The sequence below is a fragment of the Bradyrhizobium sp. 33ap4 genome (assembly GCF_032654765.1).
GTDB classification, from domain to species: Bacteria; Pseudomonadota; Alphaproteobacteria; order Rhizobiales; family Xanthobacteraceae; genus Bradyrhizobium; species Bradyrhizobium australafricanum.
The window spans coordinates 13,291-37,603 of the sequence record NZ_JAUMTJ010000076.1 but is presented as its reverse complement, the minus strand read 5'-3'; the positions used below and the strand labels follow the sequence as shown (position 1 = coordinate 37,603).

Genomic DNA, 24,313 nt, shown 5'->3' with positions numbered 1-24,313 from the left:
CAACCAACAGGCCGCTCGCGAGCGCGCTTCCAAATTGCGCCGTAGCGAGCGGGCGGCCGGCCCGTTACCCCATCTACAGATCTCTCTTCTCCTTCCCCCTGAAAGGGGGAAGGTCGGGATGGGGGTCAGCCACATGCACCGTCGCTCGTGGAGAGAGATGATCCCCACCCGCTTTGCTCTGGCGAGCAAAGCGACCTCCCCTTTTCAAGGGGAGGTTATGGAAAGAAGCGGTCCCGGATTGCGCGGAGCCTGTCATCGGGCGCGCGTTCGCGCGACCCGTTGGCTCCATCCGGGCTACGAGCGCTTACAGCATGCTCGGCAGCACGCGATCCGGCGGCTTGTGGGCGTCGAGGAAGGTTCGGATGTTGATGATCACCTTCTCGCCCATCTCGACGCGGCCTTCGATGGTGGCCGAACCCATATGCGGCAGCAGCGTCACCTTGCCGGCCTTGGCGAGCCGCACCAGCTTCGGGTTCACCGCGGGCTCGTGCTCATAGACGTCGAGGGCTGCGCCGCCGATATCGCCGGCTTCGATCAGCTTGATCAGCGTGTCCTCGTCGATCACCTCGCCGCGCGCGGTGTTGACGACATAGGCCTCTTTCCGGATCAGCTTGAGCCGCCGCGCCGAGAGCAGATGATAGGTGGCCGGCGTGTGCGGGCAATTCACCGAGATGATGTCCATCCGCGCCAGCATCTGGTCGAGGCTTTCCCAATAGGTCGCCCCGAGCTCTTCGGCGATCATAGGCGCCACCGGGCGGCGGTTGTGATAGTGGATTTGCAGGCCGAAGGCGCGGGCACGGCGCGCCACGGCCTGGCCGATGCGGCCCATGCCGACGATGCCGAGCCTCTTTCCACCGATGCGGTGGCCGAGCATCCAGGTCGGCGACCAGCCCGCCCAATGCTGCTTGCCTTCGGTCAGGATCGAGGCGCCCTCGATCAGGCGCCGCGGCACCGCCAGGATCAGCGCCATGGTCATGTCGGCGGTGTCCTCGGTCAGCACCTTCGGGGTGTTGGTCACGGTGATGCCGCGGGCATGCGCCGCCGCCACGTCGATATTGTCGACGCCATTGCCGAAATTGGCGATCATCTTCAGCTTGCAGTCGGGCTGATTGATCACGTCCTCGCGGATCATGTCGGTCACGGTCGGCACCAGCACGTCGGCGGTTCGCGCCGCCTCGGCGATCTGCTCCGGCGTCATCGGCGTGTCGTCGAGATTCAATCTGGCGTCGAACAACTCGCGCATCCGGGTCTCGATCGAGTCCGGCAGCTTGCGGGTGACGACGACGAGAGGCTTTTTCTTCACCGACATGTCCTGCTTTCATGACGCGCGGCTTGCCAAAAAGCAAACCGTTGAGGCCTCATTAACCCGGTTGTTCGACACTGCTGATAGCCGCGCTGTCCCGGCGTTTCCTTCGCGTTTCCTAGGGTTCCCCGATACTTGCCCCGGCTCTTCGCCAAGGCGAAACGACGGGCAAATTCGGGTGTTCTGGCTCTCAGGCGTTCCGTCCTCTCTAGCAGAAGGCCGGGCCAAGACAAGAACCCCTCGGACTTGCAGTGCGGGAGCGAACGGCGCAGGCGCAGGGGCCTTCGGGCGTGGTTTGGGTTGCAATTCGCCGAATGCGGGTTGGGCATTTCGGCAGGAGACGAGTTGATGGTCTGGCGTTTCGGTTCATTGGTGGCGCTGGTCGGAAGCATGCTGAGCGCGTCGGTCATCCCCGGACATTCCGCCAAGGATATGAGCCCCACCACCAGCGGCCTGCCGATCCCGCGCTATGTCAGCCTGAAGTCGGATCACGTGAACGTCCGGGCCGGCCCGACCAAGGACAATGACGTCGCCTGGGTCTACACCCGGTCGGGGCTGCCGGTCGAAATTACCGCCGAGTTCGAGAACTGGCGCCGGGTGCGCGATTCCGAGGGTGCCGAAGGCTGGGTCTATCACTCCCTGCTGTCCGGCCGCCGCACCGCCGTCGTCACGATGAAGAACAAGGACGATCTGGCCTCGCTCTACGACCGTCCCGACGCCACCAGCGCGATCGCGGCGCGCCTGCAGGCCGGAGTCGTCGCGCAGGTGAAGAAATGCGCCAATAACTGGTGCCGGGTCACCGGCAGCGGGTTCGACGGCTGGATCGAGCAGCAGCGCCTCTGGGGCGTCTACGCCGACGAGAAGGTTGATTGAGCTTCCCCGACCGCAAATGAAAATGGCCGGGACGAGCCCGGCCATCACAACTCAAATCGACGGTAAGACGGTTCAGCGCTTCTTGCGCAGCCGTACGACCATGTCGACGCGGGAGATCTCGTAGCCTTCGGGCACGTCGGGCATCTTCGACAGCACGAGGTTCGGGTCGGGAATGTCGACCAACTCGTGGTTATGCTCGAGATAAAAGTGGTGGTGCGTCGACACGTTGGTATCGAAATAGGTTTTCGTGCCGTCGACGCTGACCTGGCGCAGCAGGCCGGCGTCGGTCAGCTGGTTCAGGGTGTTGTAGACGGTCGCCAGCGACACCGGAACCTTGGCCAGCGTGGCTTCCTCGTACAGCATTTCAGCGGTCAGGTGGCGGGCACCCTTGCCGAACAACAGCCAGCCCAGCGCCATGCGCTGACGGGTCGGCCGCAGACCGGCAGACTGCAACATCTCGTTGACGTCATGCCACGGACAGCCGGTCAGGGCAGGGTGGTGACCAGCGCCCCGGGCAGCCGGGTGCACGGCATCATCGTTCACAGCCGGTACTTCCTCGTTCATATCCACTCTATGCACCCAACTCAGGCAATATTCCTCATAAATATAAAAAGGATGCCTATCAGATGCAAGTTTTTCGCAACTAGAACGAATCCAAGCGGCGGTAGAAACCTAAGGAGAAGCGGTCATTTATCCTCGGAATGCCGCTTTGCCGCCCAGTTGGCGCTATGTTAGAGAGCGCGCGGACCACATATGCGCTTTCGGCAGAGATAACGGGCCGTAGCGTACCCAGGTAGCGCCAAGATGCGGGACGGGTTATTCCGGTTCCCGTGGGTAGATCAAGGTCCGACCAAGCAAAGCGCTCATCGGGACATCAGAGGTGGAAAGAGGATGCTGGATCGGCGCGGCGGTTACGAATACGAGGATTTGCTGGCTTGCGGGCGGGGCGAGCTTTTCGGTCCCGGCAACGCCCAGTTGCCGCTGCCGCCGATGCTCATGTTCGATCGCATCAGCGAGATTTCGGAGAATGGCGGCGAGTTCGGCAAGGGGCTGGTGCGCGCCGAGCTCGAGGTGAAACCGGATCTCTGGTTCTTCGGCTGCCATTTCAAGAATGATCCGGTGATGCCGGGCTGCCTCGGCCTCGATGCCATGTGGCAAATGGTCGGCTTTTACCTTGGCTGGATCGGTGGCGAAGGTCGTGGCCGCGCGCTCGGCCTCGGCGAGCTGAAGTTCTCCGGACAGGTGCTGCCGCAAGCGCGCAAGGTTGTGTACAACATCGATATCAAGCGCGTGATGCGGTCAAAGCTCGTGCTTGGAATTGCCGACGGGTGGCTTTCCATGGACGACGAGATTATCTATCGCGCCAAGGACTTGAAGGTCGGGTTGTTCAAGCAGGGCACGGCTCCATCTTGAGCAGGATCATCATGCGGCAACATAAAGGCAGGGCGAGGCGAACATGAGGCGGGTTGTCATCACGGGGATGGGTATTGTCTCGTCCATCGGTAACAACACCCAGGAAGTGCTTGCGAGCCTCTACGAGGCGAAGTCGGGCATTTCGCGCGCGGAGAAGGCCGCCGAACTCGGCTTCCGCTCGCAGGTGCACGGTGCGCCGACACTCAATCCTGCCGAGGTGATCGATCGCCGCGCGATGCGGTTCCTTGCCGAAGGTGCGGCGTGGAATCACGTTGCGATGGAACAGGCGATCCGCGACTCGGGCCTCGAGGAAAGCGAAGTCTCCAACATCCGTACCGGCATCATCATGGGATCCGGCGGTCCGTCGACGCGCACGCTGGTGGAGGCCGCCGACATCGCGCGCGCCAAGGGCCCGAAGCGCGTCGGTCCGTTCGCGGTGCCGAAGGGCATGTCCTCGACCGCGTCGGCGACGCTCGCCACCTGGTTCAAGATCAAGGGCGTGAACTATTCGATCTCGTCGGCCTGCGCGACGTCGAACCACTGCATCGGCAACGCCTATGAGACGATCCAGATCGGCAAGCAGGATGTCATCTTCGCCGGCGGTTGCGAGGAACTCGACTGGACGCTGTCGGTGCTGTTCGACGCCATGGGCGCGATGTCCTCGAAATACAACGACACGCCCGCCACCGCCTCGCGTCCCTACGATCTCAACCGCGACGGCTTCGTCATCGCGGGCGGCGCGGGTGTCGTGGTGCTGGAAGAGCTCGAGCATGCCAAGGCGCGCGGTGCCAGGATCTATGGCGAGGTCGTCGGCTACGGCGCAACCTCCGACGGCTACGACATGGTGGCGCCGTCGGGCGAGGGCGCCGAGCGCTGCATGCGCATGGCGATGTCGACGGTGAACACGCCGGTCGACTACATCAATCCGCACGCCACTTCGACGCCCGCCGGCGATCCGCCGGAGATCGAGGCGATCCGCAAGGTGTTCGGCACCGGCGACAAGTGCCCGCCGATCTCGGCGACCAAGGCGCTGACCGGCCACTCGCTCGGCGCCACCGGCGTGCAGGAAGCGATCTATTCGCTGCTGATGCTGAACAACGGCTTCATCTGCGAGAGCGCGCATATCACCGAACTCGATCCGGTGTTTGCCGACATGCCGATCGTGCGCAAGCGCATCGACAACGCCAAGCTCAACACCGTGCTGTCGAACTCGTTCGGCTTCGGCGGCACCAACGCGACGCTGGTGTTCAGGCGGCTTGACGCGTGATTTCGCCTCTCCTCGCTTGCTGAGGGACATCCGCGGGCAGCGAATGGGAACATTGCAACGATCCGGAATGGGGTGGGAATGATTATCGAACCGCGCGTGCGAGGCTTCATCTGCACGACGGCACATCCCGTCGGCTGCGCCACGAATGTCCGCGAACAGATCGCCTATGTTCTGAAGCAGGGTCCGGTCGCCGACTGCCCGAAGCGCGTTGCCGTGCTGGGCTGCTCGACGGGGTATGGCCTCGCGAGCCGCATCGTCGCGACCTTCGCCGGCGGCGCCGATACGATCGGCGTGTCGCTGGAGCGCGAGCCGTCGGAAAAGAGAAGCGCCAGCGCCGGCTGGTACAACAACCGCGCCTTCGAGATCGAGGCCCAGAAGATCGGACGCTCGCCGCTCACGCTCGAAGGCGACGCCTTCTCCGACGAGCTGAAGGCGACCTTCATCGAGCGCGTGCGCGAGAAATTCGGGCAGCTTGATCTGCTGGTCTACAGCATGGCCGCGCCGGTCCGTACCGATCCCGACACCGGCAAGACCTATCGTTCGGTGATCAAGCCGCTGGGCGCCCCGGTCGAGATCAAGACGCTCGACACCGAGACCGGCGAGGTGTTCCAGACCACGCTCGAGCCGGCGAGCGAGGAGCAAACCGCGGCGACCGTCGCGGTGATGGGCGGCGACGACTGGAAGCGCTGGATCGACCAGCTCGCGGATGCCGGCGTTTTGGCGCCGGGCTTCCAGACGCTCAACTACACCTATATCGGCAGCGAACTGACCTGGCCGATCTACTGGAACGGCACGCTCGGCCGCGCCAAGGTCGATCTCGACAGCAAGGCGGAAGCGATCCGCGGCCGGCTCGGCGCGGACGCGGCCCGCGTCGTCGCGCTGAAGGCCGTGGTCACCCAGGCGAGCTCGGCGATTCCGGTGGTGCCGCTCTATGGCACGGTGCTGTTCAAGGTGATGAAGCAGCTCGGTCTCCACGAAGGCTGCATCGAGCAGATCGATCGCCTGTTCCGGACGAAGCTCGGTAAGGGCGTCGAGCTCGATGACGCGCAGCGCGTCCGGGTCGACGACTGGGAGCTGTCGCCCGAGGTGCAGACGGAAGTGTCGCGGCGCTGGCCACTGCTCACCACCGAGACGCTCGGCGAGTTGGCCGATCTCGGCGAGTACAAGAGCCAGTTCCTGCGCCTGTTCGGCTTCGGCATCGACGGCGTCGACTATACACAGGATGTCGATCCCCGCGTCGTGCCGGGTTAGGCCGTTCGGAAGCATCCTATTGAGCTTGAAGACGGGAGCGCTCTACTGCGCTGAGACTATCCGAGCAGAAAAGCACCCGTTATCTCGCGCCATTCAGAACCGGGCGTAATTCTCGATGACTAAGCGCTCAGCCCGTTGGTATCTCTATTGGGTGGAGTCGGACGGTTACGAGGATTGTTTCGTTGTCGCCCGAAATAGTCGCAGTGCTCGCGCGGTTGAGTGCGAAATGAATGGCTTTGACCCGGGTGAGGTCAAAGCTACCAAAATTATGAGTGTTACTGAGCGCGCAGAGCGCGCCTATAGACGAGGGCAGGAATTCAAAGAGAGGCCGTGGCCGTGGTACGTATATGGAAAGAAATTCTTCGAACACTTAGGAGCTAGTTTCAGGACGATTAAGGGCCAAGCTATTACGCTAGCATTCAGTTCGCAGTTCAACACTTTGGCATGCCTGACGGCATGCCAAAGAAACTATTCAACAAGAATCAAATCGAAGAAATGGGAGTGTTCTTCGAATACTTCTCACCGAAAGCCGACGCTATTTGAGTATGTTCGAGATCCAGCTAGGAGGGGTGCGATCTGAGAATCGTAGGCCTCACAAGCTCCTTGGATAACGTCTCGCTTCATTCGGGTTGGATGAAGCTCACCCCGCCGCGATCTTCTCTGCGCGCTGGAACGCGGGCCGGGCCACGCAGCGGCCGATATAGGCCTCGAATGACGGCCGCGACGGCACCATCTTGAACACGCGCACCGCAAAGTTCAGTCCCGCGCCGATCGCGATGTCGGCCGCGGAGAATTGATCGCCGAGGATCCATGGCCCCTTCTGCAGCTCGGCGTCGAGCACGTCGAACACCTGCGCGGCGCTGCCCCATGCCGCGGTGCTGGTCGGCACCTCGAGCTTGGTGAAGAGCTGGATCAGCGCGGGCTCGATGCAGCTCGGCGAGAAGAATAGCCACTGCAGATAGCGCGCCCGCTTCGGGTCCGTCGCTGCCGGCGCGAGTTTGGTCTCGGGATAACGGTCGGCGATATAGGCGCAGATCGCGGCGGCCTCGGCGAGCTGCGCGTCGCCGTCGGTCAGCGCGGGCACCTTGCCCATCGGGTTGATCTTGAGAAAATCGGGCGATTTCTGCGCCCCGGTGCTGATGTCGGTCAGCACCCGTTCGTATGGCAGGCCGGATTCCTCCAGCAGCCAGATGGCTGAGAACGAGCGCGAGCGCGGCGACCAGTACAGCTTGATCATGGCTTAGCCTCCGATGTGCGGTTTGTTCTCATCCACCGATAGTGCTTCATCATGAAGCCGGTGACCGGATGGGGCGCTTCCTTCTCGAAGATGAAGCCTTCGCGCTCGTACCAGCGCCAGGCCTTCTCGTTCTCGCGGACGCATTTCAGCCAGATCTCGTCGGGCATCTGCCGGCGCGTGAAGGCAAGCAGCTCGCGTCCCAGGCTCCGGCCCTGATAGGCGGGGACCACCATCAGCTGATCGAGCAGCAAGGTCGGCAGGTGCAGCGCCAGCATGGCGGCGATGGCGCCGCGATCGTCGGCCACGAACAGGCTCCAGCCGCCGGCAATCTCGCGCGGCAGGCGGACACGCAGATCATTCAACAGGTTGTCGCTGGCTTGCGAGAGCCCGGTCGAAACCCAACTCGCCATCCAGGCGCGCGCGATCGCGTCATGTTCGTCGGGACGAGCGGGGCGGATGATCGGCAGCGTCATTGTTCCCTATCGCCTTCGACGCCGGCGGCGCGACGCTGTGGGTGCATAAAGGTGAAAGCCCGCGAGCGCCTCGCGGAGCTTTCAACTCTAGCGTAGTTGTTTGCGACCGGCGAGCCCGGCGGCTCACACGCCGAGCGTGCCGGCCTTTGCTGCCGCATAGCGCTCAGCCACGGCCTTCCAGTTCACCGTATTCCACCACGCCTTGAGATAATCGGGGCGGCGGTTCTGGTAGGTCAGGTAATAGGCGTGCTCCCAGACGTCGTTGCCGAGCAGCGCGCGCTTGCCGTCCATGATCGGATTGTCCTGGTTCGGCCGGGTCTCGATCGCAAGCTTGCCGTCCTTGGTCACGGTGACGAACACCCAGCCGGAGCCGAACACGCGCCCGCCGGCGGCGTTGAAATCGGTCTGGAATTTTTCCATGCCGCCGAGGTCGCGATCGATCGCGGCGAGCACCTCGCCGTCCGCCTTGCCGCCGTTCGGTCCCATGATCTGCCAGAACATGGTGTGGTTGGCGTGGCCGCCCATGTTGTTGCGCACGCCGGTGCGGATCGCCTCCGGTACGCTGCCGAGATTGGCGAGCACCTCGACGACCGGCTTCTCGGCGATCTGCGGATTGTCCTTGGCGAAATTGTTGAGGTTGGTGACATAGGCCTGATGATGCCGGTCGTGATGGATTTCCATCGTCTTGGCGTCGATATGCGGCTCCAGCGCATTGGTGGGATAGGTCAGCGGATCGATCTTGAACGGTCCGGCGGGGGCCTGCGCGAATGCCGTGCGCGATGCGGCTGCGGCCGCGGCGATGCCGCCTGCTGCGATGATCAAATGGCGTCGGGACATCGAGGACATCGTGGTTCTCCGTGCTGGGAAAGCTTCCTGATGTTAGGCCCGAGTTGTGAACGGGTTCCAGCGAATCCGGTCACAATGCCGGGTCAAAATCGCGCATGCCGATCAGCGGAGATTGATTTGCGTCCGATCTCGGCAAACCAAAAAGGGCGGCCACAGGGCCGCCCTTTTCGTAACAGTCGATTTGCTAGTCGATTGGCCTTGGCTTACTCGCCGGCAGCTTCGCGCGGCGCCGCAGCCGGCGCTTCGGTCTTCTGCTTGGCCTCGAGATCTTCGCCGGTCTCCTGGTCGACCGCCTTCATCGACAGGCGGGTCTTGCCGCGATCGTCGAAGCCGAGCAGCTTGACCTTGACCTTGTCGCCTTCCTTGACGACGTCGGAGGTCTTCTGCACGCGGTTGGACGCGAGCTGGCTGATGTGGACGAGGCCGTCCTTGGCGCCGAAGAAGTTCACGAACGCGCCGAACTCCATCACCTTGACGACGGTGCCCTCGTAAATCTGGCCGACCTCCGGATCGGAGGCGATCGACTTGATCCACTTGATCGCAGCCTTCATCGCCTCGCCATCGTTGGAGGCGACCTTCACGGTGCCGTCGTCCTCGATGTTGACCTTGGCGCCGGTCTTCTCGACGATCTCGCGGATCACCTTGCCGCCGGTGCCGATCACTTCGCGGATCTTGTCGGTGGCAATCTTGAAGGTCTCGATGCGCGGTGCGTATTCGCCGAGCTCGGCGCGCGCCGCGGTCAGAGCCTTGGCCATCTCGCCGAGGATGTGGATGCGCCCTTCCTTGGCCTGGCCAAGCGCAACCTTCATGATCTCTTCGGTGATGCCCTCGATCTTGATGTCCATCTGGAGCGAGGTGATGCCGTGGTCGGTACCGGCGACCTTGAAGTCCATGTCGCCGAGATGATCCTCGTCACCGAGGATGTCCGACAGCACCGCGAAGCGCTGACCTTCGAGGATCAGGCCCATGGCGATACCGGCGGTCGGCCGCTTCAGCGGCACGCCGGCGTCCATCAGCGACAGCGACGCGCCGCACACCGAAGCCATCGAGGACGAGCCGTTCGACTCGGTGATCTCGGAGACCACGCGGATCGTGTACGGGAACTCGTGATGCGGCGGCAGCACCGGGTGGATCGCGCGCCAGGCGAGCTTGCCGTGGCCGATTTCGCGGCGCTTGGTGCCGCCGAGGCGACCGGTTTCACCGACCGAGTAGGGCGGGAAGTTGTAGTGCAGCAGGAACGTTTCCTTGTACGTCCCCGACAGTGCATCGATGTACTGCTCGTCCTCGCCGGTGCCGAGCGTGGTCACGACCATCGCCTGGGTCTCACCGCGGGTGAACAGCGCCGAGCCGTGGGCGCGCGGCAGCACGCCGGCTTCGGCGATGATGTTGCGCACGGTCTTGGCGTCACGGCCGTCGATGCGCTTGCCGGTGTCAAGGATGTTCCAGCGAACGATCTTGGCTTCCAGTTCCTTGAACACGCCGGCGACGCGGAGCTTGTCGTATTTCGGCTCCTGGCCTTCCGGGAAGAAGTGCGCCAGCACCTTCTCCTTGACGGCGCCGACCGCGGCATAGCGTTCCTGCTTGACCGGGATCGCATAGGCCTTGCGGAGCTCCTGTTCGGCGATGCCGAGCATCTCCTTCTCGATCTCCGAATTGTCGATTGTGGTGACTTCGCGCGGCTCCTTGGCGGCCTTCTCGGCGAGCTCGATGATCGCGTTGATCACCGGCTGGAAGTGGCGGTGGCCGAACATGACCGCGCCGAGCATCACGTCCTCGTTGAGCTCCTTGGCTTCCGATTCGACCATCAGCACGGCGTCGGCGGTGCCGGCAACGACGAGGTCGAGCTGGGTCTCGGTCATCTCGTCCAGCGTCGGGTTGAGCACGTATTCGTCATTGGCGAAGCCGACGCGCGCGGCGCCGATCGGGCCCTTGAACGGCGCGCCCGACAGCGTCAGGGCGGCGGAGGCGGCGACCAGCGACACGATGTCCGGATCGTTCTCCATGTCGTGCGAGAGCACCGTGACGATCACCTGGGTCTCGTTGCGCCAGCCGTCGACGAACAGCGGACGGATCGGGCGGTCGATCAGGCGGGAGACCAGCGTCTCCTTCTCGGTCGGACGGCCTTCGCGCTTGAAATAGCCGCCGGGAATGCGGCCCGCGGCGTAGGTCTTCTCCTGGTAGTCGACCGTGAGCGGCAGGAAGTCGACGCCCTCGCGCGGCGCCTTCGCCGCAACGACGGTGGCAAGCACCACGGTCTCGCCGTAGGTGGCCATCACGGCGCCATCAGCCTGGCGGGCGATCTTGCCGGTTTCAAGTTTGAGGGGACGTCCACCCCAGTCGATTTCGACGGAATGCGAATTGAACATTTCGGTTTTCTTTCATGGTTTCACGAAAGCACGGCGCCCTGAAACACAAAGACCATGCCAAGACGGCGAGACACTGATGCGCTGTCGCGATCAGCATCCGGCGATCCTGCCATGGTCCCTGGATTTCGGATGGCGTCCATCCTTTCGGTCATCTGGGCATCTTGCCCGGTCCAGCGGCCGGATTGCTGCTGGACGCTAGTGTGCATGGCGCGACTGCCATGCTGCGCTTGGTCATCTTTCGACAATTCGAAAGCCCGAGTTCACGGACGACCATGCGAAAACGCGCGCGAACCCTCGCGCGCGTGCTTCTCAAATCAACGACGGATGTTGTGCTTTTCGAGCAGCGCCTTGTAGCGCGCCTCGTCCTTGCGCTTGATGTAGTCAAGCAGGGAACGACGCGTCGACACGAGCTTCAGGAGGCCGCGGCGTGAATGGTTGTCCTTCACATGGCTCTTGAAGTGCTCGGTGAGGTTATTGATGCGTTCCGACAGGATCGCGACCTGAACCTCGGGCGAGCCGGTGTCGCCGGCTTTGTTGGCATTCGTCTTGATGACTTCCGCTTTGCGTTCGGCGGTAATCGACATCGTCAGTTACTTTCATCGTTGCGAGCCGGACCGGCAGTCAGTCCGTTCAGGTTGAACACGCGCTTGGGGATGAGTTCGCCATTGCCAATTTCGGCAAGCGCGAGAAGCCGGCCTGCCACCGTGACATAGACTGTGCCGCTGGTATTGGGCGCATCCCGTCCGCGCAACAAAACGGCCTGGCCCCTGTGGAGCCTTGCCGCATCAGCCCGTGTGACGGCCAGTGCCGGGATGTCGTCCAGCGCGGTCTCAACGGGCAAAAGCGCGTCGGCGAGGCTGCCCTCGCCAGACGCGGCTCTATTGCATAAAGCCTCCAACTGTTCCAGCGGAATCATGTCTCGTTCGGTAAACGGACCGACAAGGGTTCGCCGCAGGGCGCAGATATGGCCGAAACAGCCCAGAATCCGGCCCATATCGCGGGCCAGCGCCCGGACATAGGTTCCCTTGCCGCACTCGGCCTCGAACACGGACTGGCCGTTATCGCCATGTTCCACAAGGGTTAATTCGTGAATTTCGACCGGGCGCGGCTTCAGTTCCACAGTCTCGCCGTCGCGCGCCAGATCATAGGCGCGCTCGCCCTGCACCTTGATCGCCGAATATTGCGGCGGGATCTGCTCGATCACCCCGGTAAAGCGCGGCAACAGTTCCCGGATCGAATCGGCGGTCGGCCGGCTCTCGCTGGTCCTGACCGGCCGCCCCTCGGTGTCGTCGGTGTCGCGCTCCTCGCCCCAGCACACCGTGAAGCGGTAGCGCTTGCGGCCGTCCATCACGAACGGCACCGTCTTGGTGGCCTCGCCCAGCGCGATCGGCAAGCCGCCGGAGGCGAGCGGATCGAGCGTGCCGGCATGGCCGGCGCGCTTGGCCTGGAACAGGCGCTTGAGCACCGCGACCGCCTGCGTCGAGGTCATGCCGATCGGCTTGTCGAGCACCACCCAGCCGTGGACGTCGCGCTTGTCGCGGCGCGGCTGCTGGTTCTGCCTGCCCTGCTTCTGGCGCGGGTCGTTGTTGGTGCGGCGCGCATCGTCGGTGCGCTGGCCGGCAAAAGCATCCCGCTCAGCGTCGCGCGCGTCGGCATCCTTCGCGTCGACAACGCTGTTGGTCGTCATCACAGTCATCACTCGTCGTCCGAATCGGGTGCAAGGTCTCGCTGCACCGCAGGTGTCCGCAGTAGTTTCTCGATGCGCTCCGCCTCGTCGAACCGCTCATCGACGCGGAAGCGAATGTCGGGTGCAAATTTCAGGTTGACGCGGTGCGCGATCTCGCCGCGAAGGAATTTCTTGTTGCGCTCGAGCGCGGATATCACCGTGTCGGTGTCGCGGCCGCCGAGCGGCATCACGTAGATCGTGGCGAGCTTCAGATCCGGCGACATACGCACCTCGGGAACGGTGATGATGTGGCCTTCCAGATCGGGATCGTGAACCTCACCCTGTGACAGAATCTCGGCAACTGCATGGCGAACCGTTTCGCCGACGCGCAGCTGACGTTGCGATCCGCCGGGGCTGGAACTCTTCTTTTGACGGGGCATGACCTTTTTCCAAAACCGTCGCGCCCGCCAGCCGTGGCCGCGGGCATCAATGTCCTTGCTTTGCTTTCAATCGGACGATGCGCTGGTGGCCGGACTAAAGTCCGGCCACGCCGTCGCATTTTCAGTTAAATGGACCCAACGCCTAGCAAGATCTGCGCTTCGTAAGATTTGGACTTACAGAGAGCGCTGGATCGTCTCGATGCGGTAACACTCGATCACGTCGCCGACACGCATGTCGCCGTAGTTCTCGAATGCCATGCCACACTCCTGGCCGGCGACCACTTCCTTCACTTCATCCTTGAAGCGCTTCAGCGTCGACAGCTTGCCTTCGTGCACCACGACGTTGTCGCGGATCAGGCGAACATTGGCGCCGCGTTCCACGGTGCCGTCGGTGACGCGGCAACCCGCGACCTTGCCGACCTTGGAAATGTTGAACACTTCCAGGATCTGCGCGTTGCCCAGCATGGTTTCGCGCAGCGTAGGCGCGAGCAGGCCGGACATCGCCTTTTTGATGTCATCCACGAGGTCGTAGATGATGTTGTAGTAGCGGATCTCGATGCCGTTGCGCTTGGCCGCGGCCGCCGCTTCCTTGTTGGCGCGGACCGAGAAGCCGATGATCGCGGCGTTGAAGCCTTCCGCCAGCGTGACGTCGGATTCCGAGATGCCGCCGACGCCGGCATGCAGGATGCGGGCGGCGACTTCGTCGGTGCCGAGCTTCTCGAGCGAGCCCAGGATCGCTTCCAGCGAGCCCTGCACGTCGGCCTTGACGATCAGCGGGAACTCCTTGCGGCCCGCGGTCTTGAGCTGCGACATCATCTGCTCGAGCGAGCCGCGCATGCCCGAGATCGAGGCCGCGGCATTCTCGCGCTTCTGGTGCGCGCGATAGCTCGTGACCTGACGGGCGCGGGCTTCGTTCTCGACCACGGCGAGACGATCGCCGGCTTCCGGCGGGCCGTTGAAGCCGAGCACCTCGACCGGCACCGAAGGGCCGGCCTCTTCGAGATTCTCGCCCTGGTCGGAGATCAAGGCGCGGACGCGGCCCATCTCGGCGCCGGCCACGATGATGTCGCCGACGCGCAGCGTGCCGCGCTGCACCAGCACGGTCGCGACCGGACCGCGTCCGCGATCGAGCTTGGCTTCGATCACGGTGCCTTCCGCCGGACGCTCCGAGTTGGTCTTCAGGTCGAGGATTTCAGCCTGCAGCGCGATCATCTCGAGCAGCTTGTCGAGATTGGTCTTGTTCTTGGCCGAAACCTCGACGTCGACGACGTCGCCGCCGAGCGATTCGACCTGCACCTCGTGCTGGAGCAACTCGGTGCGCACGCGCTCCGGCCGCGCATCCGGCTTGTCGATCTTGTTGATCGCCACGATCATCGGCACCTTGGCCGCTTTGGCGTGATTGATCGCCTCGATCGTCTGCGGCATCACGCCGTCATCGGCCGCGACCACCAGCACGACGATGTCGGTGACCTTGGCGCCGCGGGCGCGCATCGCGGTGAACGCGGCGTGGCCGGGTGTGTCGATGAAGGTGATCTTGGTGCCGCTCTCGGGCGACAGCACCTGGTAGGCGCCGATATGCTGGGTGATGCCGCCGGCTTCGCCCGATACGACGTTGGCGTGGCGCAGCGCGTCGAGCAGCGAGGTCTTGCCGTGGTCGACGTGACCCATGACGGTGACCACCGGCGAGCGCGGCTCGGTGTCGGTGGAATTGTCGACGACGTCGAACAGGCCCTCTTCCACGTCGGACGCCGCGACGCGCTTGACGCTGTGGCCGAGTTCTTCGGCGATCAGTTGCGCAGTGTCGGCATCGATCACGTCGGTGATCTTGTGCATCGCGCCCTGCTTCATAAGCATGCGGATGACGTCGACCGCGCGTTCCGACATGCGGTTCGCGAGTTCCTGGATCGTGATCGCTTCCGGAATGGTGACTTCGCGGATCAGCTTTTCCTTCGGTTCGTTCGACGCATGCCCCTTCAGGCGCTGGGTGCGGCGGCGGAACGAGGCGATCGAACGCTCGCGCACGTCGTCGGCGTTGAGCGCAGTGGTCAGAGTGAGGCGGCCGCGCTCCTTCTGCGGGCCGGGCTTGTGGGTGGTCTTCGGAGCCGCGGCGGGGCGCACGGCGCCGCCGGGGCGGCGCACTAGGCGCGGACCTTCGTCTTCGTCCGGCCCGGCCGCAACTGCCGCCGGCCGCGGCGCAGAGGCTGGTGCGCGCGCGGTTGTCGTGGTGGTCGGGCGTGCTGCGGGCGCGCGGGCAGGCGGAGCAGACGCAGGTGCGGCTGTCGCAGGCCTGGCCGCTGTTGTGGCCGGAGCGCCGGGTTTGGCTTCGCCCTCGCCAAAGCGGCGCTTGGCCTCGACCTCGGCCTTGCGCTTGGCCTCTTCCTCGTGGCGGTGGCGCTCCTCTTCCGCTTTGCGGCGGGTTTCGGCGGCCTCGCGCTCTGCCTTCTCGGCAGCCTCGCGGACGGCGCGGCGCTTGGCTTCCTCTTCGGCCTGGCGGCGCTCCTCGATGTCGCGCTGACGGGCGTCGGCCAGCGCGCTGGCGCGCGCGGAACGCTCGTCCTCGGTCAGGGTCGGCAGCACCACGCCGGAGCGGGTGTTACGCTGTTGCTGGCCTGGAGGCGGGCCTGAGGGGCGGCCGAGCGGCGGCCTGGCGGCCGGCGCCGCTGGCTTTGCAACCACGGGTTCCGGCGCGTGCGCCTCGCCGGGACCATCGCCACCGACGCGACGCTTGCCGCGCTTCTCGACCACGACCTGCTTGGTCCGGCCGTGGCTGAAGCTCTGGCGCACGGTGCCCGTCTCGACGCGCGGCTTCAGCGACAACGTCTTGCTCGGGACACTCAAAGTCTTGTCGCCAGGGGTCTTGGTATCAACCATTCAGCAGTCCTAATCTCGTTTCGCTGTGCGTTTGCCGCACAAATCCTTCAACGTGTCGTCGTTTGCTGAGCATGACCGGTCGGAAAGACGGCGTCCGCCTTCCCGGATCACGCTCTGGAATTTCTGGCCGCTTCGGCGGTCTTGTCGTCGTCGGCCATCCGGTATCGGACCAGCATCTGGCAGCGCGACAGGAACGTCTTGCTCGCCGGGCCCGCGAGCAGCGCAGCATGTATCACATTTGACCGCCCAAGTGCCAAATCCAATTCTTCCGACGTCAAAACATTGACGACGGGGATTACCGGCGATTCACCACGTTTTTCGCCCCTTTGCCCCACGATCGCGTCCAATTTGCGGATTCCGTCCGCCGCGCCGTCGGAAGCGTGGATCAGGGCTGCAGTTTCGTTCCGGTTGAGTGCGTCCTCGACCTTGCCGAAGCCCGAAACGACCTGACCGGCCTTGGCGGCCATTGCCAGGGCCTCGGTGACGCTGCGCACCAGGAGGGTGTCGGTATCGGTGGGAAGGGTCGACGCGACGCGGACGTCGCGCTTGAATCCCTTGCTAAATTGGTGACGGCGGACCGCTTCCGCAACGCTGCGCCGCGACGCGGAAACCCAGAGTCCGCGGCCGGGCAGCTTGCGCTTGATATCCGGGATCACCTCGCCTGTGGGCGCGACGACGAACCGGATCAGCTCGTCGATCGGACGCACCTCGCGGCTGACCGCGCACATCCGCGTGGTCGCGGACTTCTGCGTCCGCGGCCCATCGTCGAGATCGGGGTCAGCCTGAGCCAGCATCCGTGGGGCATCTCCTTACGAAGCCGTCGTTTCTGCTTCGGCGGCCTCGGCCTCCTCGGCAGGCTTGGCGAGGTCGGCCTCGGTGATCCAGCCGGCCTTCAGACGGGCCTGCATGATCACGGCCTCGGCCTCGTCGCGCGAAATCTCGATGCCGTCGAGGAACCCGGCATGCTTGGTCGGCTCGCCGCCTTCCTTGCGCTCGGTCCAGCCGACCAGGTCGTCGGTGGCGCAGCCGGCGAGATCCTCGACCGTCTTCACATCGTTCTCGCCGAGCTTGACCAGCATCTTGCCGGTGATGCCGGGCACGTCCTTCATGGCGTCCTCGACGCCGAGTTCCTTGCGCTTGGCTTCCAGTTCCGCCTCGAGCTGTTCCAGATATTCGCGGGCGCGGGTCTGCAGCTCGGTGGCGGTCTCCTCGTCGAAACCCTCGATGCCGGCGAGTTCCTTGACATCGACCAGCGCGAGTTCCTCGACCGAAGTGAAGCCTTCGGAGGCGAGCAGCTGGCCGACCACCTCGTCGACATTGAGCGCTTCCATGAACACGCGGGTCGAGTTCTCGAAGTCGGCCTGGCGGCGCTCCGACTCTTCCTGCTCGGTCAGGATGTCGATGTCCCAGCCGGTCAGCTGCGAGGCGAGGCGGACGTTCTGGCCGCGGCGGCCGATCGCCAGCGACAGCTGGTTGTTGGTGTCGGGAACCACGACCTCGATGCGCTCGCGGTCCTCGTCGATCACGACCTTGGCGACTTCAGCCGGCGCCAGCGCGTTGACGACGAAGGTCGCAATGTCGGGCGACCACGGGATGATGTCGATCTTCTCGCCCTGCAGCTCGTTCACCACGGCCTGCACGCGCGAGCCGCGCATGCCGACGCAGGCGCCGACCGGGTCGACCGAGGAATCGCGCGAGATCACGCCGATCTTGGCGCGCGAGCCCGGATCGCGGGCGACCGCCTTGATCTCGACGATGCCGTCATAGATCTCCGGCACTTCCTGCGCGAACAGCTTCGCCATGAACTGCGGATGGGTGCGCGACAGGAAAATCTGCGGACCGCGGGTCTCGCGGCGGACGTCGAAGATATAGGCGCGGACGCGGTCGCCGTTGCGGAACACTTCACGCGGCAGCATCTCGTCGCGGCGCACGATCGCTTCGCCACGGCCGAGGTCGACGATCACGCTGCCATATTCGACGCGCTTGACGATGCCGTTGACGATGTCGCCGATGCGGTCCTTGAATTCCTGGTACTGCCGGTCGCGCTCGGCCTCGCGCACCTTCTGCACGATCACCTGCTTGGCCGACTGCGCGGCAATGCGGCCATATTCCAGCGGCGGCAGGGTGTCGGCGATGGTGTCGCCGACCTGGGCGCCCGGATTGGCGCGCTGCGCGTCGTGCAGCGAAATCTGGTTCGACGAGTTTTCGACGACGTCGACCACCAGCATGTGGCGGGTCAGCCGCAGCTCGCCCTTCTTGGCGTCGATCTCGGCATGGACGTCGGTCTCGCTGCCGTAGCGGGCACGCGCGGCCTTGGCGATGGCGTCTTCCATCGCCGCGATCACGATGGAGCGGTCGATCGACTTTTCGCGCGCAACTGCGTCTGCGATCTGCAGCAGTTCGAGTTTGTTGGCGCTGACTGCCATGGCTTAGTCTCCTTCGGATGGATCGATCTCGCCACGGCGCGCGCGCTCGGCCGCCAGGCGGTGCTTTTTGGTGTTAGTCGGAGCCGGTTTCTTGCCGGGCTTGTGAGCAGGCTTATCACCAGGCTTGGGTTTCGGCTTCTGGCTCTTCGCCGGATCGCTCTTCTTGGCGTGGGCCGGTTGCGGCGGCGCGAGGCCGAGCTCGCGGCGCAGCTCGCGCTCGGCGGCCTTGCCGCGGCGCATCGATTCCTCGATCAGCTCATCGGTCAGCACCAGCCGCGCGTCCGAGATGTCCTCCATCACCAGGAGAACCTCGGCGTCCTCGTCCGGACGCGGATCGTCGCGCCTGATGCGCACCGCATCGCCCTCGACGCCGGCAAGCACGCCGCGAAACCGCTTGCGGCCCTGATGCGCCACCGCCATCTCGATCTTCACGAGATGCCCGGTGTAGCGCTCGAAGTCGGAGCGGCGCACCAGCGGGCGGTCGATGCCGGGCGACGAGATTTCCAGCCGGTAGGCACGCTCGATCGGGTCGGCGACATCGAGCACCGGCGACAGCGCGCGCGAGATCGCCTCGCAATCCTCGAGCTGCATCGAGCCATCGGGTCGCTCCGCCATGATCTGCACGGTGCAGCCGGCATCGCCCGAGACCTTGATGCGCACCAGGCGATAGCCCATGCCCTGCAGCACCGGGACCGCGACCGCGGCGACGCGCGCCGCGACCCCGGGCTCGACGACGAGACGCGGCTCGGCGAGCAGTTCGGTGTCCACGGACGTGGCGGTCGGTTCGGTCATATCCAGTGTCAAAGGCTGTCTAAGGTCTTAAAGGCTGCCGAGGTCTGTTGTGTTGTTCAGGTGGCCTTAAGGGGCCGCTAACGCTACCCAAACCGGACCCGGCCTCGTTGGGTCCCGTCAGGTAATAAAAAAGAGCGGGTCCCGGGGGGCCCACTCTCCTACGCGATCGTATGAGATACCATAAGTTGCGCTGGATATAGCTCTTTTGCCCGGGTCCGGCAAGGCCCCCGGGTCCGGCGGGAGGCGATTTTACGGCTCTCCGGATGCCGGATTGATCTAACCCTCCGTTTACGAACGGGACCATAGATTGCCGAAAATCGGCAGAAGTCGCCGGTTGGACAAGGCCCATGACGACAGCCCCTGCGCTGATCCCGGAACTCGACGATATCGTTCGCCGCGGCGACCCCAAGCGCCGCGCCGAGGCCGCGCGGCGGCTCGGCGAGCTGTTCCTGCAGGGCGCCGCGAGCTTCCGTCCCGACCATATCGACCTGTTCGACGGGGTGCTGACCAGCCTGGTCCCGCATGCCGAGCTTGCCGCGCGGGTCGATCTCGCCGAACGGCTCGCGCTGCTCGCCAACGCGCCGCGGCATCTGGTCGGGCAGCTCGCCCGCGACGACGAGGTCGCGATCGCGGGGCCGCTGCTGCGCCGATCGCCGGTGATTGACGAAAAGGTGCTGGTCGAGATCGCCAATGCCAAGGGCCAGGGCCATCTGCTCGCGATGGCCGAGCGATCGAAGCTCTCGACTGCGCTGACCGACGTCCTCGTCCGACGCGGCGATCGCGACGTCATCCGATGCGCGGCCGGCAATGCGGGCGCGGCGTTCTCGGACGCCTCCTTCACGACGCTCGTGCAACGCGCCAGCCAGGACGGCGTGCTGACGCTGCGGATCGGCCGCCGCGATGATCTTCCGCCCGAGCATCTGAAGGGCCTGCTCGCCGGCTCGATCGACGTGATCCGCCGCCGTCTGCATGCCGTCGCCAAGCCGGAACGCCAAGCCGAGATCAAGCTGGCGATGACCGAGATCGAGGGCGTGATCGTTCAGGTCGAGGGCCGCGATTTCACGGCCGCGCAGCGCGCCATCCTGGCACTGCATCGCGCCGGCGAATTGAACGAGGCCGCGGTGGCCGGCTTCGCAAAGGCCTTCAAATATGAGGAATGCGTGGCGGCGCTCGCCGCGATGGCCGGCGTGAAAATCGTCACGCTCGATCGCCTGATCTCCGGCGACCGTTACGATCCGATCCTGATCGCCAGCAAGACGATCGGCTTCGAATGGCCGACCGTGCGCGCCCTGATCCTGATGCGGCTCGGGCCGAACCGCGTGCCGTCTCCTGCCGATATCGAAGGTGCGCGGGTGAATTTCGTGCGCCTGATGCCCTCGACGGCGCAGCGCGTCGTGGAGTTCTGGAAGTCGCGCTAGTTCACGCTAACTGCTCTTGGCTCCGTCATCCTGAGGAGCGCCGCAGCCGCGTCTCGAAGGATGCACGGCCACGCTGTTGCAGCCGGGCCGTCGTGCTTCGAGACGGCCGCTTTGCGGCCTCCTCAGCATGACGGATCATCGTGCACACTTCCCAAACCCAAAATCGTTCCGCTATGCTTTCCGCAAGGCGCGACACAGCGCCAACAGGGAGATTGCCATGCTGACGGACGCCGACATCCAAACGCACGCCGCGCGGATCCGCGACGACGGATACACCGTGATCGAGCGCGCCGCCTCGCCCGATCTGGTCGAGGGGTTGAAGGCGGCGGTGCTGAGAATCGAGAGCGAGCACAATCTCGCACCTGCCAGGACGTCGTTCGAAGGCTTCAAGACGCTGCGCATCAACAACCTCCTGACCTATGACGATCTGTTCTGGGAGGTGCCGCTGCATGACAACGTGCTGCCGGTGGTCGAACGCGTGCTGGACAGGGAATGCCTGCTGTCGTCGTTCTGCTCGCTGGTGCTCGGGCCCGGCCAGGAAGCGCAGCCGATTCACGAAGACACCCAATTGATCCCGTTGCCGCGGCCGCACATTCCGATCACGATCAATGCGATCTGGGCGCTGTCCGATTTCCGCGAAGATAACGGCGCGACGCGGATCATCCCGCGCAGCCACAAATTCGATTTGTCGCCCGAATACGGCAAGGAGTACGACGCGGTCACCGCGACCATGCCGGCCGGCAGCGTGATGCTGTTCGACAGCGCGCTGTGGCATGGCGGCGGCGCCAACAGCAGCGACGCCAGGCGCTTTGCCTTCTCCTGCGCCTATTGCTGGGGCTGGATGCGGCAGCAGGAGAACCTGCAGCTCGGCATTCCGCGCGAGACCGCGGCTCGCTTTCCGCGCCGGCTGCAGGAATTGTGCGGCTACAGCGTCTACAAGGGCCAGTTCGGCCACATCGACAATCACGATCCGATCGAGCTGCTCGGCCGCGAGCGCGGCAAGCGGATGGTGTGGGAGGCGACCGACGTCAGGAAGGCGCGGCTGGCGGGGCAGGCGTGAAGATATCCGTCATTCCGGGGCGATGCGAAGCATTGAACCCGGAACCTCGAGATTCCGGGTTCGTGCTTCGCACGCCCCGGAATGACGGCGTCAAGGCAAGCGCTTGAACCTCAAATACGCCGCCTTGCGCCCTTCGCGCTCGGCCTTGGCGCCGTAGCGCGTCATTGTGTAGTTCGGCCACGGCTGCTGCCAGTCGATCGCGCGCTCGGCGAGCCAGGCGAAGTCGGGCGAGCGCATCAGATGCGCCAGCGTCCAGGCGCAATAGTCGTCGATGTCGCTGACGAAGCGGAATTCGCCGCCCGGCGGCAGCAATCGTGTCATCGCAGCGACCGTCGCATCCTGCACGAAGCGCCGCTTCCAGTGCCGCCGCTTCGGCCAGGGATCGGGATGGATCAGGTCGATGCGCGCAAGCGAACGCGTCGGCGCCCAGGCCAGCAGTTCGGCCGCGTCGCCGGCGAACAGGCGGATATTGCCGATATTCAGCGCCTCGATCTGAGTCAGGATCTTCGCCATGCCGTTGACATAGGGCTCGCAGCCGATGAAGCCCGTGGCCGGAAAGGCCTGTGCCTCCGCGATCAGATGCTCGCCGCCGCCGAAGCCGATCTCGAGCCTGACATTCTCGATGCCGTCATCGAACAACTCGGTCAGCGCCTCGGGCGCGGGCGCCGAGATGTCGACCGCCAGATGCGGCAGCAGAGTGTCGATCAGGTCGGCCTGATGCGGGCGCAGCTTGTGGCCCTTGCGCCGTCCGAAGAACGAGCCGCGCGCATGCGCCATCGCGCCGTCGTCGGGGGAATCGCGATCGCCGCGGTCGCCTGGAGCCGGTGTCATCGCAGCGTTTGATAGAGACGGTGGAGCAGCCGCGCGCGCGGCTCGATCGACGAGATGTAGAGCTGCTCGTAATGGGTATGCGCGCCCTTGCCGTCGACGCCGAGGCCGTCGAGGGTCGCCGTGTGTGGCGCGGTGAAATTGCCGTCGGAGCCGCCACCGGTGAACACATCCACCAGCTCGAAGCCGAGCTCGGCGGCCAGCCCCTTGGCGTGCTCGTAGAGCGCGGCGCCGGCGTTGCTTTTCTCATAGGGCGGACGGTTCAATTCGCCCGATATCTTCACGCTGACGCCCTCGGTGCGTGAGGTGATTCCGAGGATCCTCGGCACCAGCTCGTCGGCGTCGGCCATCGTCGGCACGCGCATGTCGACTTCCGCATAGGCCTCCTCGGCGATCACGTTCGGCTTGGTGCCGCCGCGGACGACGCCGACATTGACGGTGACGCCGCGCTTCAGGTCGTTCATCGCCTCCAGCGCCTGGATCACATTGCCGAGCTCCCGGATCGCGCTGCGGCCGTCCTCGGGGCGCGTGCCGGCATGGGCCGGCGCGCCCTTGATGAACACGTCGAAACGCGCAACGCCCTTGCGTCCGGTGACGATCTTGCCGCCGTCGCGCGCCGGCTCGGTCACCAGCACGTATTTCGCCTTGCGGCCCTCGGCCTCGATCAGCGCCCGCGAGGTCGGGCTGCCGATCTCCTCGTCCGATACGTAGAGCTGGGTGATGCCGAGCGGCGGGCGCGCGCCGTCGGCGCAGACCTGCCTGAACGCATGATGGGCGAGGTAGGCTCCGCCCTTCATGTCGTAGATGCCGGGGCCGAAGGCGCTGTCGCCGTCGACCTTGAATGGTAACCGTTCGATGAATCCCATCGGATGAACTGTGTCGAGATGGCTCAGCACCAGGATGCCCGGCGCGTCCTGGCCCCAGGACGAGCGCGTCACCAGATGGTCGCCGCAGCCGTCGCGTCCCGCAATGCGCTCCACCGTGGCCGGCAGGTCGCGATAGCCCGACGCGACGAGATCAGCCAGCTTGTTGACCTGATCGGGCCGCTCGGTCGGAGATTCGATCTCGACCCAGCGGCGGATGCCGTCGAGAATCACGGCGGTTTCGAACGGATTGCTGGACATGCTGTTGTCGTCGCCTGTGAGTTCGCTTTGTCATTGCGCGCACGCGCCGAAGCACGATCAGGAATCATGCTCAAAGGAGGCGCTCAAGCGCGATGATGCTCAAGCTGAGCTCATCGCGTTGGCGCGCGCCGGAATGGCATATTCCAGATTTGACGATCTCTCAAACGGATATGGCTGAATCAGGCCTGCTCGGCCGCCTCGCGCGCCGCGATCTGCTCGACAAGTTCGACGATGCTGCGGCGGAGCTTGGCGTCCGCAATCCGCGTGAAGGCGCGGGTCAGGGCCAGGCCCTCGGCGGTTGCCAGAAAATCGGAGACGTAGGTCGGCGAGGCACCCTCGCTGAAGCCGTCGGCGGTCTTGACCCCGCTCGGGCCGCCGTCGAACAGGAAGGAGACCGGCACCTGCAGGATTTCGGAGATCTGCTGCAGCCGGCTGGCGCCGACGCGGTTGGTGCCCTTCTCGTATTTCTGCACCTGCTGGAACGTCAGGCCTAGCGCCTCTCCCAGTTTCTCCTGGCTCATGCCGAGCATGATGCGTCGCATACGGACGCGGCTGCCGACATATTTGTCAACAGGATTGGGCGCTTTGGTGGACATCTCCAACTCTCCTAAGGGATTGCGCGCCCGTGGATGAGGCAAGTTGGAAGTGGAGTATGCCTC

22 protein-coding genes are annotated in these 24,313 nt (G+C 64.6%); 6 read left to right on the top strand and 16 right to left on the bottom strand.

What is annotated here, in order from left to right; genetic code table 11:
- Positions 1 to 304: 304 nt before the first annotated feature.
- Entirely contained in the window at positions 305 to 1,309 is a 1,005-nt protein-coding gene (locus Q2M23_RS38230) for a 2-hydroxyacid dehydrogenase (RefSeq protein WP_057015287.1), read from the bottom strand.
- A gap of 342 nt (positions 1,310 to 1,651) precedes the next feature.
- Here Q2M23_RS38230 and Q2M23_RS38225 point away from each other — a divergent pair, with 342 nt between their 5' ends.
- Positions 1,652 to 2,176 carry an SH3 domain-containing protein gene (locus Q2M23_RS38225; protein ID WP_375162557.1) on the top strand — a complete coding sequence of 175 codons (525 nt, stop codon included), beginning with the start codon at positions 1,652 to 1,654 and terminating at the stop codon, positions 2,174 to 2,176.
- Between the two features lie 72 nt (positions 2,177 to 2,248).
- On the opposite strand, the gene irrA is transcribed toward Q2M23_RS38225, so the two are convergent.
- Positions 2,249 to 2,740 carry an iron response transcriptional regulator IrrA gene (gene irrA / locus Q2M23_RS38220; protein WP_026192029.1) on the bottom strand — a complete coding sequence of 164 codons (492 nt, stop codon included), beginning with the start codon at positions 2,738 to 2,740 and terminating at the stop codon, positions 2,249 to 2,251.
- A gap of 327 nt (positions 2,741 to 3,067) precedes the next feature.
- Here irrA and fabA point away from each other — a divergent pair, with 327 nt between their 5' ends.
- From fabA to fabV, 3 genes are all read left to right on the top strand, one after another.
- Entirely contained in the window at positions 3,068 to 3,589 is a 522-nt protein-coding gene (gene fabA / locus Q2M23_RS38215; RefSeq protein ID WP_057015289.1) for a 3-hydroxyacyl-[acyl-carrier-protein] dehydratase FabA, read from the top strand.
- Positions 3,590 to 3,632: 43 nt separating this feature from the next.
- The gene (fabB, locus tag Q2M23_RS38210; protein WP_092081034.1) at positions 3,633 to 4,856 is read left to right on the top strand and encodes a beta-ketoacyl-ACP synthase I; all 1,224 of its coding nucleotides are present in this window, start codon (positions 3,633 to 3,635) and stop codon (positions 4,854 to 4,856) included.
- A gap of 78 nt (positions 4,857 to 4,934) precedes the next feature.
- Positions 4,935 to 6,107: an enoyl-ACP reductase FabV gene (fabV, locus tag Q2M23_RS38205; protein ID WP_316398806.1), complete on the top strand. Its 1,173-nt coding sequence runs from the start codon at positions 4,935 to 4,937 to the stop codon at positions 6,105 to 6,107.
- A gap of 640 nt (positions 6,108 to 6,747) precedes the next feature.
- On the opposite strand, the gene Q2M23_RS38200 is transcribed toward fabV, so the two are convergent.
- From Q2M23_RS38200 to rimP, 11 genes are all read right to left on the bottom strand, one after another.
- Positions 6,748 to 7,344 (bottom strand): glutathione S-transferase family protein, encoded by a 597-nt coding sequence (locus tag Q2M23_RS38200; RefSeq protein ID WP_057015292.1) that lies wholly within the window; start codon positions 7,342 to 7,344, stop codon positions 6,748 to 6,750.
- Entirely contained in the window at positions 7,341 to 7,817 is a 477-nt protein-coding gene (locus Q2M23_RS38195) for a GNAT family N-acetyltransferase (protein ID WP_057015293.1), read from the bottom strand. Before Q2M23_RS38195 ends, Q2M23_RS38200 begins: the two co-directional genes overlap by 4 nt.
- A gap of 123 nt (positions 7,818 to 7,940) precedes the next feature.
- Positions 7,941 to 8,663 carry a superoxide dismutase gene (locus Q2M23_RS38190; protein ID WP_057015294.1) on the bottom strand — a complete coding sequence of 241 codons (723 nt, stop codon included), beginning with the start codon at positions 8,661 to 8,663 and terminating at the stop codon, positions 7,941 to 7,943.
- 203 nt (positions 8,664 to 8,866) lie between these two features.
- Positions 8,867 to 11,029 (bottom strand): polyribonucleotide nucleotidyltransferase, encoded by a 2,163-nt coding sequence (gene pnp, locus Q2M23_RS38185; protein ID WP_050383431.1) that lies wholly within the window; start codon positions 11,027 to 11,029, stop codon positions 8,867 to 8,869.
- A gap of 314 nt (positions 11,030 to 11,343) precedes the next feature.
- Positions 11,344 to 11,613, bottom strand: coding sequence for a 30S ribosomal protein S15 (gene rpsO, locus Q2M23_RS38180; protein WP_016844725.1), 270 nt, complete (start codon positions 11,611 to 11,613; stop codon positions 11,344 to 11,346).
- Between the two features lie 2 nt (positions 11,614 to 11,615).
- Positions 11,616 to 12,725: a tRNA pseudouridine(55) synthase TruB gene (truB, locus tag Q2M23_RS38175; RefSeq protein ID WP_092081024.1), complete on the bottom strand. Its 1,110-nt coding sequence runs from the start codon at positions 12,723 to 12,725 to the stop codon at positions 11,616 to 11,618.
- On the bottom strand, positions 12,725 to 13,135 hold the full coding sequence (gene rbfA, locus Q2M23_RS38170) for a 30S ribosome-binding factor RbfA (protein ID WP_028343913.1): 411 nt from the start codon (positions 13,133 to 13,135) through the stop codon (positions 12,725 to 12,727). The genes truB and rbfA overlap by 1 nt, the downstream gene beginning before the upstream one ends.
- Positions 13,136 to 13,309: 174 nt before the next feature.
- A complete protein-coding gene (gene infB, locus Q2M23_RS38165) occupies positions 13,310 to 16,006 on the bottom strand; it encodes a translation initiation factor IF-2 (RefSeq protein ID WP_076824501.1) in 2,697 nt (898 codons plus the stop codon).
- Between the two features lie 107 nt (positions 16,007 to 16,113).
- On the bottom strand, positions 16,114 to 16,800 hold the full coding sequence (locus Q2M23_RS38160) for an RNA-binding protein (protein WP_316398805.1): 687 nt from the start codon (positions 16,798 to 16,800) through the stop codon (positions 16,114 to 16,116).
- A 15-nt stretch (positions 16,801 to 16,815) separates the two neighbouring features.
- A complete protein-coding gene (nusA, locus tag Q2M23_RS38155; RefSeq protein WP_057015297.1) occupies positions 16,816 to 18,432 on the bottom strand; it encodes a transcription termination factor NusA in 1,617 nt (538 codons plus the stop codon).
- 3 nt (positions 18,433 to 18,435) lie between these two features.
- Entirely contained in the window at positions 18,436 to 19,224 is a 789-nt protein-coding gene (rimP, locus tag Q2M23_RS38150) for a ribosome maturation factor RimP (protein ID WP_016840382.1), read from the bottom strand.
- A gap of 347 nt (positions 19,225 to 19,571) precedes the next feature.
- Between rimP and Q2M23_RS38145 the strand changes: the two genes are divergently transcribed.
- Both Q2M23_RS38145 and Q2M23_RS38140 read left to right on the top strand, forming a co-directional pair.
- A complete protein-coding gene (locus Q2M23_RS38145; RefSeq protein ID WP_076824503.1) occupies positions 19,572 to 20,642 on the top strand; it encodes a DUF2336 domain-containing protein in 1,071 nt (356 codons plus the stop codon).
- A gap of 217 nt (positions 20,643 to 20,859) precedes the next feature.
- The gene (locus Q2M23_RS38140) at positions 20,860 to 21,702 is read left to right on the top strand and encodes a phytanoyl-CoA dioxygenase family protein (RefSeq protein ID WP_057015300.1); all 843 of its coding nucleotides are present in this window, start codon (positions 20,860 to 20,862) and stop codon (positions 21,700 to 21,702) included.
- 90 nt (positions 21,703 to 21,792) lie between these two features.
- Here the strand turns inward: Q2M23_RS38140 and Q2M23_RS38135 are convergent, their stop codons facing one another.
- The 3 genes from Q2M23_RS38135 to Q2M23_RS38125 form a co-directional block, all read right to left on the bottom strand.
- Positions 21,793 to 22,533 (bottom strand): tRNA (guanine(46)-N(7))-methyltransferase TrmB, encoded by a 741-nt coding sequence (locus Q2M23_RS38135; RefSeq protein ID WP_057015301.1) that lies wholly within the window; start codon positions 22,531 to 22,533, stop codon positions 21,793 to 21,795.
- Positions 22,530 to 23,654, bottom strand: coding sequence for a M20 family metallopeptidase (locus tag Q2M23_RS38130; protein WP_057015302.1), 1,125 nt, complete (start codon positions 23,652 to 23,654; stop codon positions 22,530 to 22,532). Before Q2M23_RS38130 ends, Q2M23_RS38135 begins: the two co-directional genes overlap by 4 nt.
- Positions 23,655 to 23,833: 179 nt before the next feature.
- A complete protein-coding gene (locus Q2M23_RS38125; RefSeq protein WP_028335515.1) occupies positions 23,834 to 24,250 on the bottom strand; it encodes a helix-turn-helix domain-containing protein in 417 nt (138 codons plus the stop codon).
- Positions 24,251 to 24,313 lie beyond the last annotated feature (63 nt).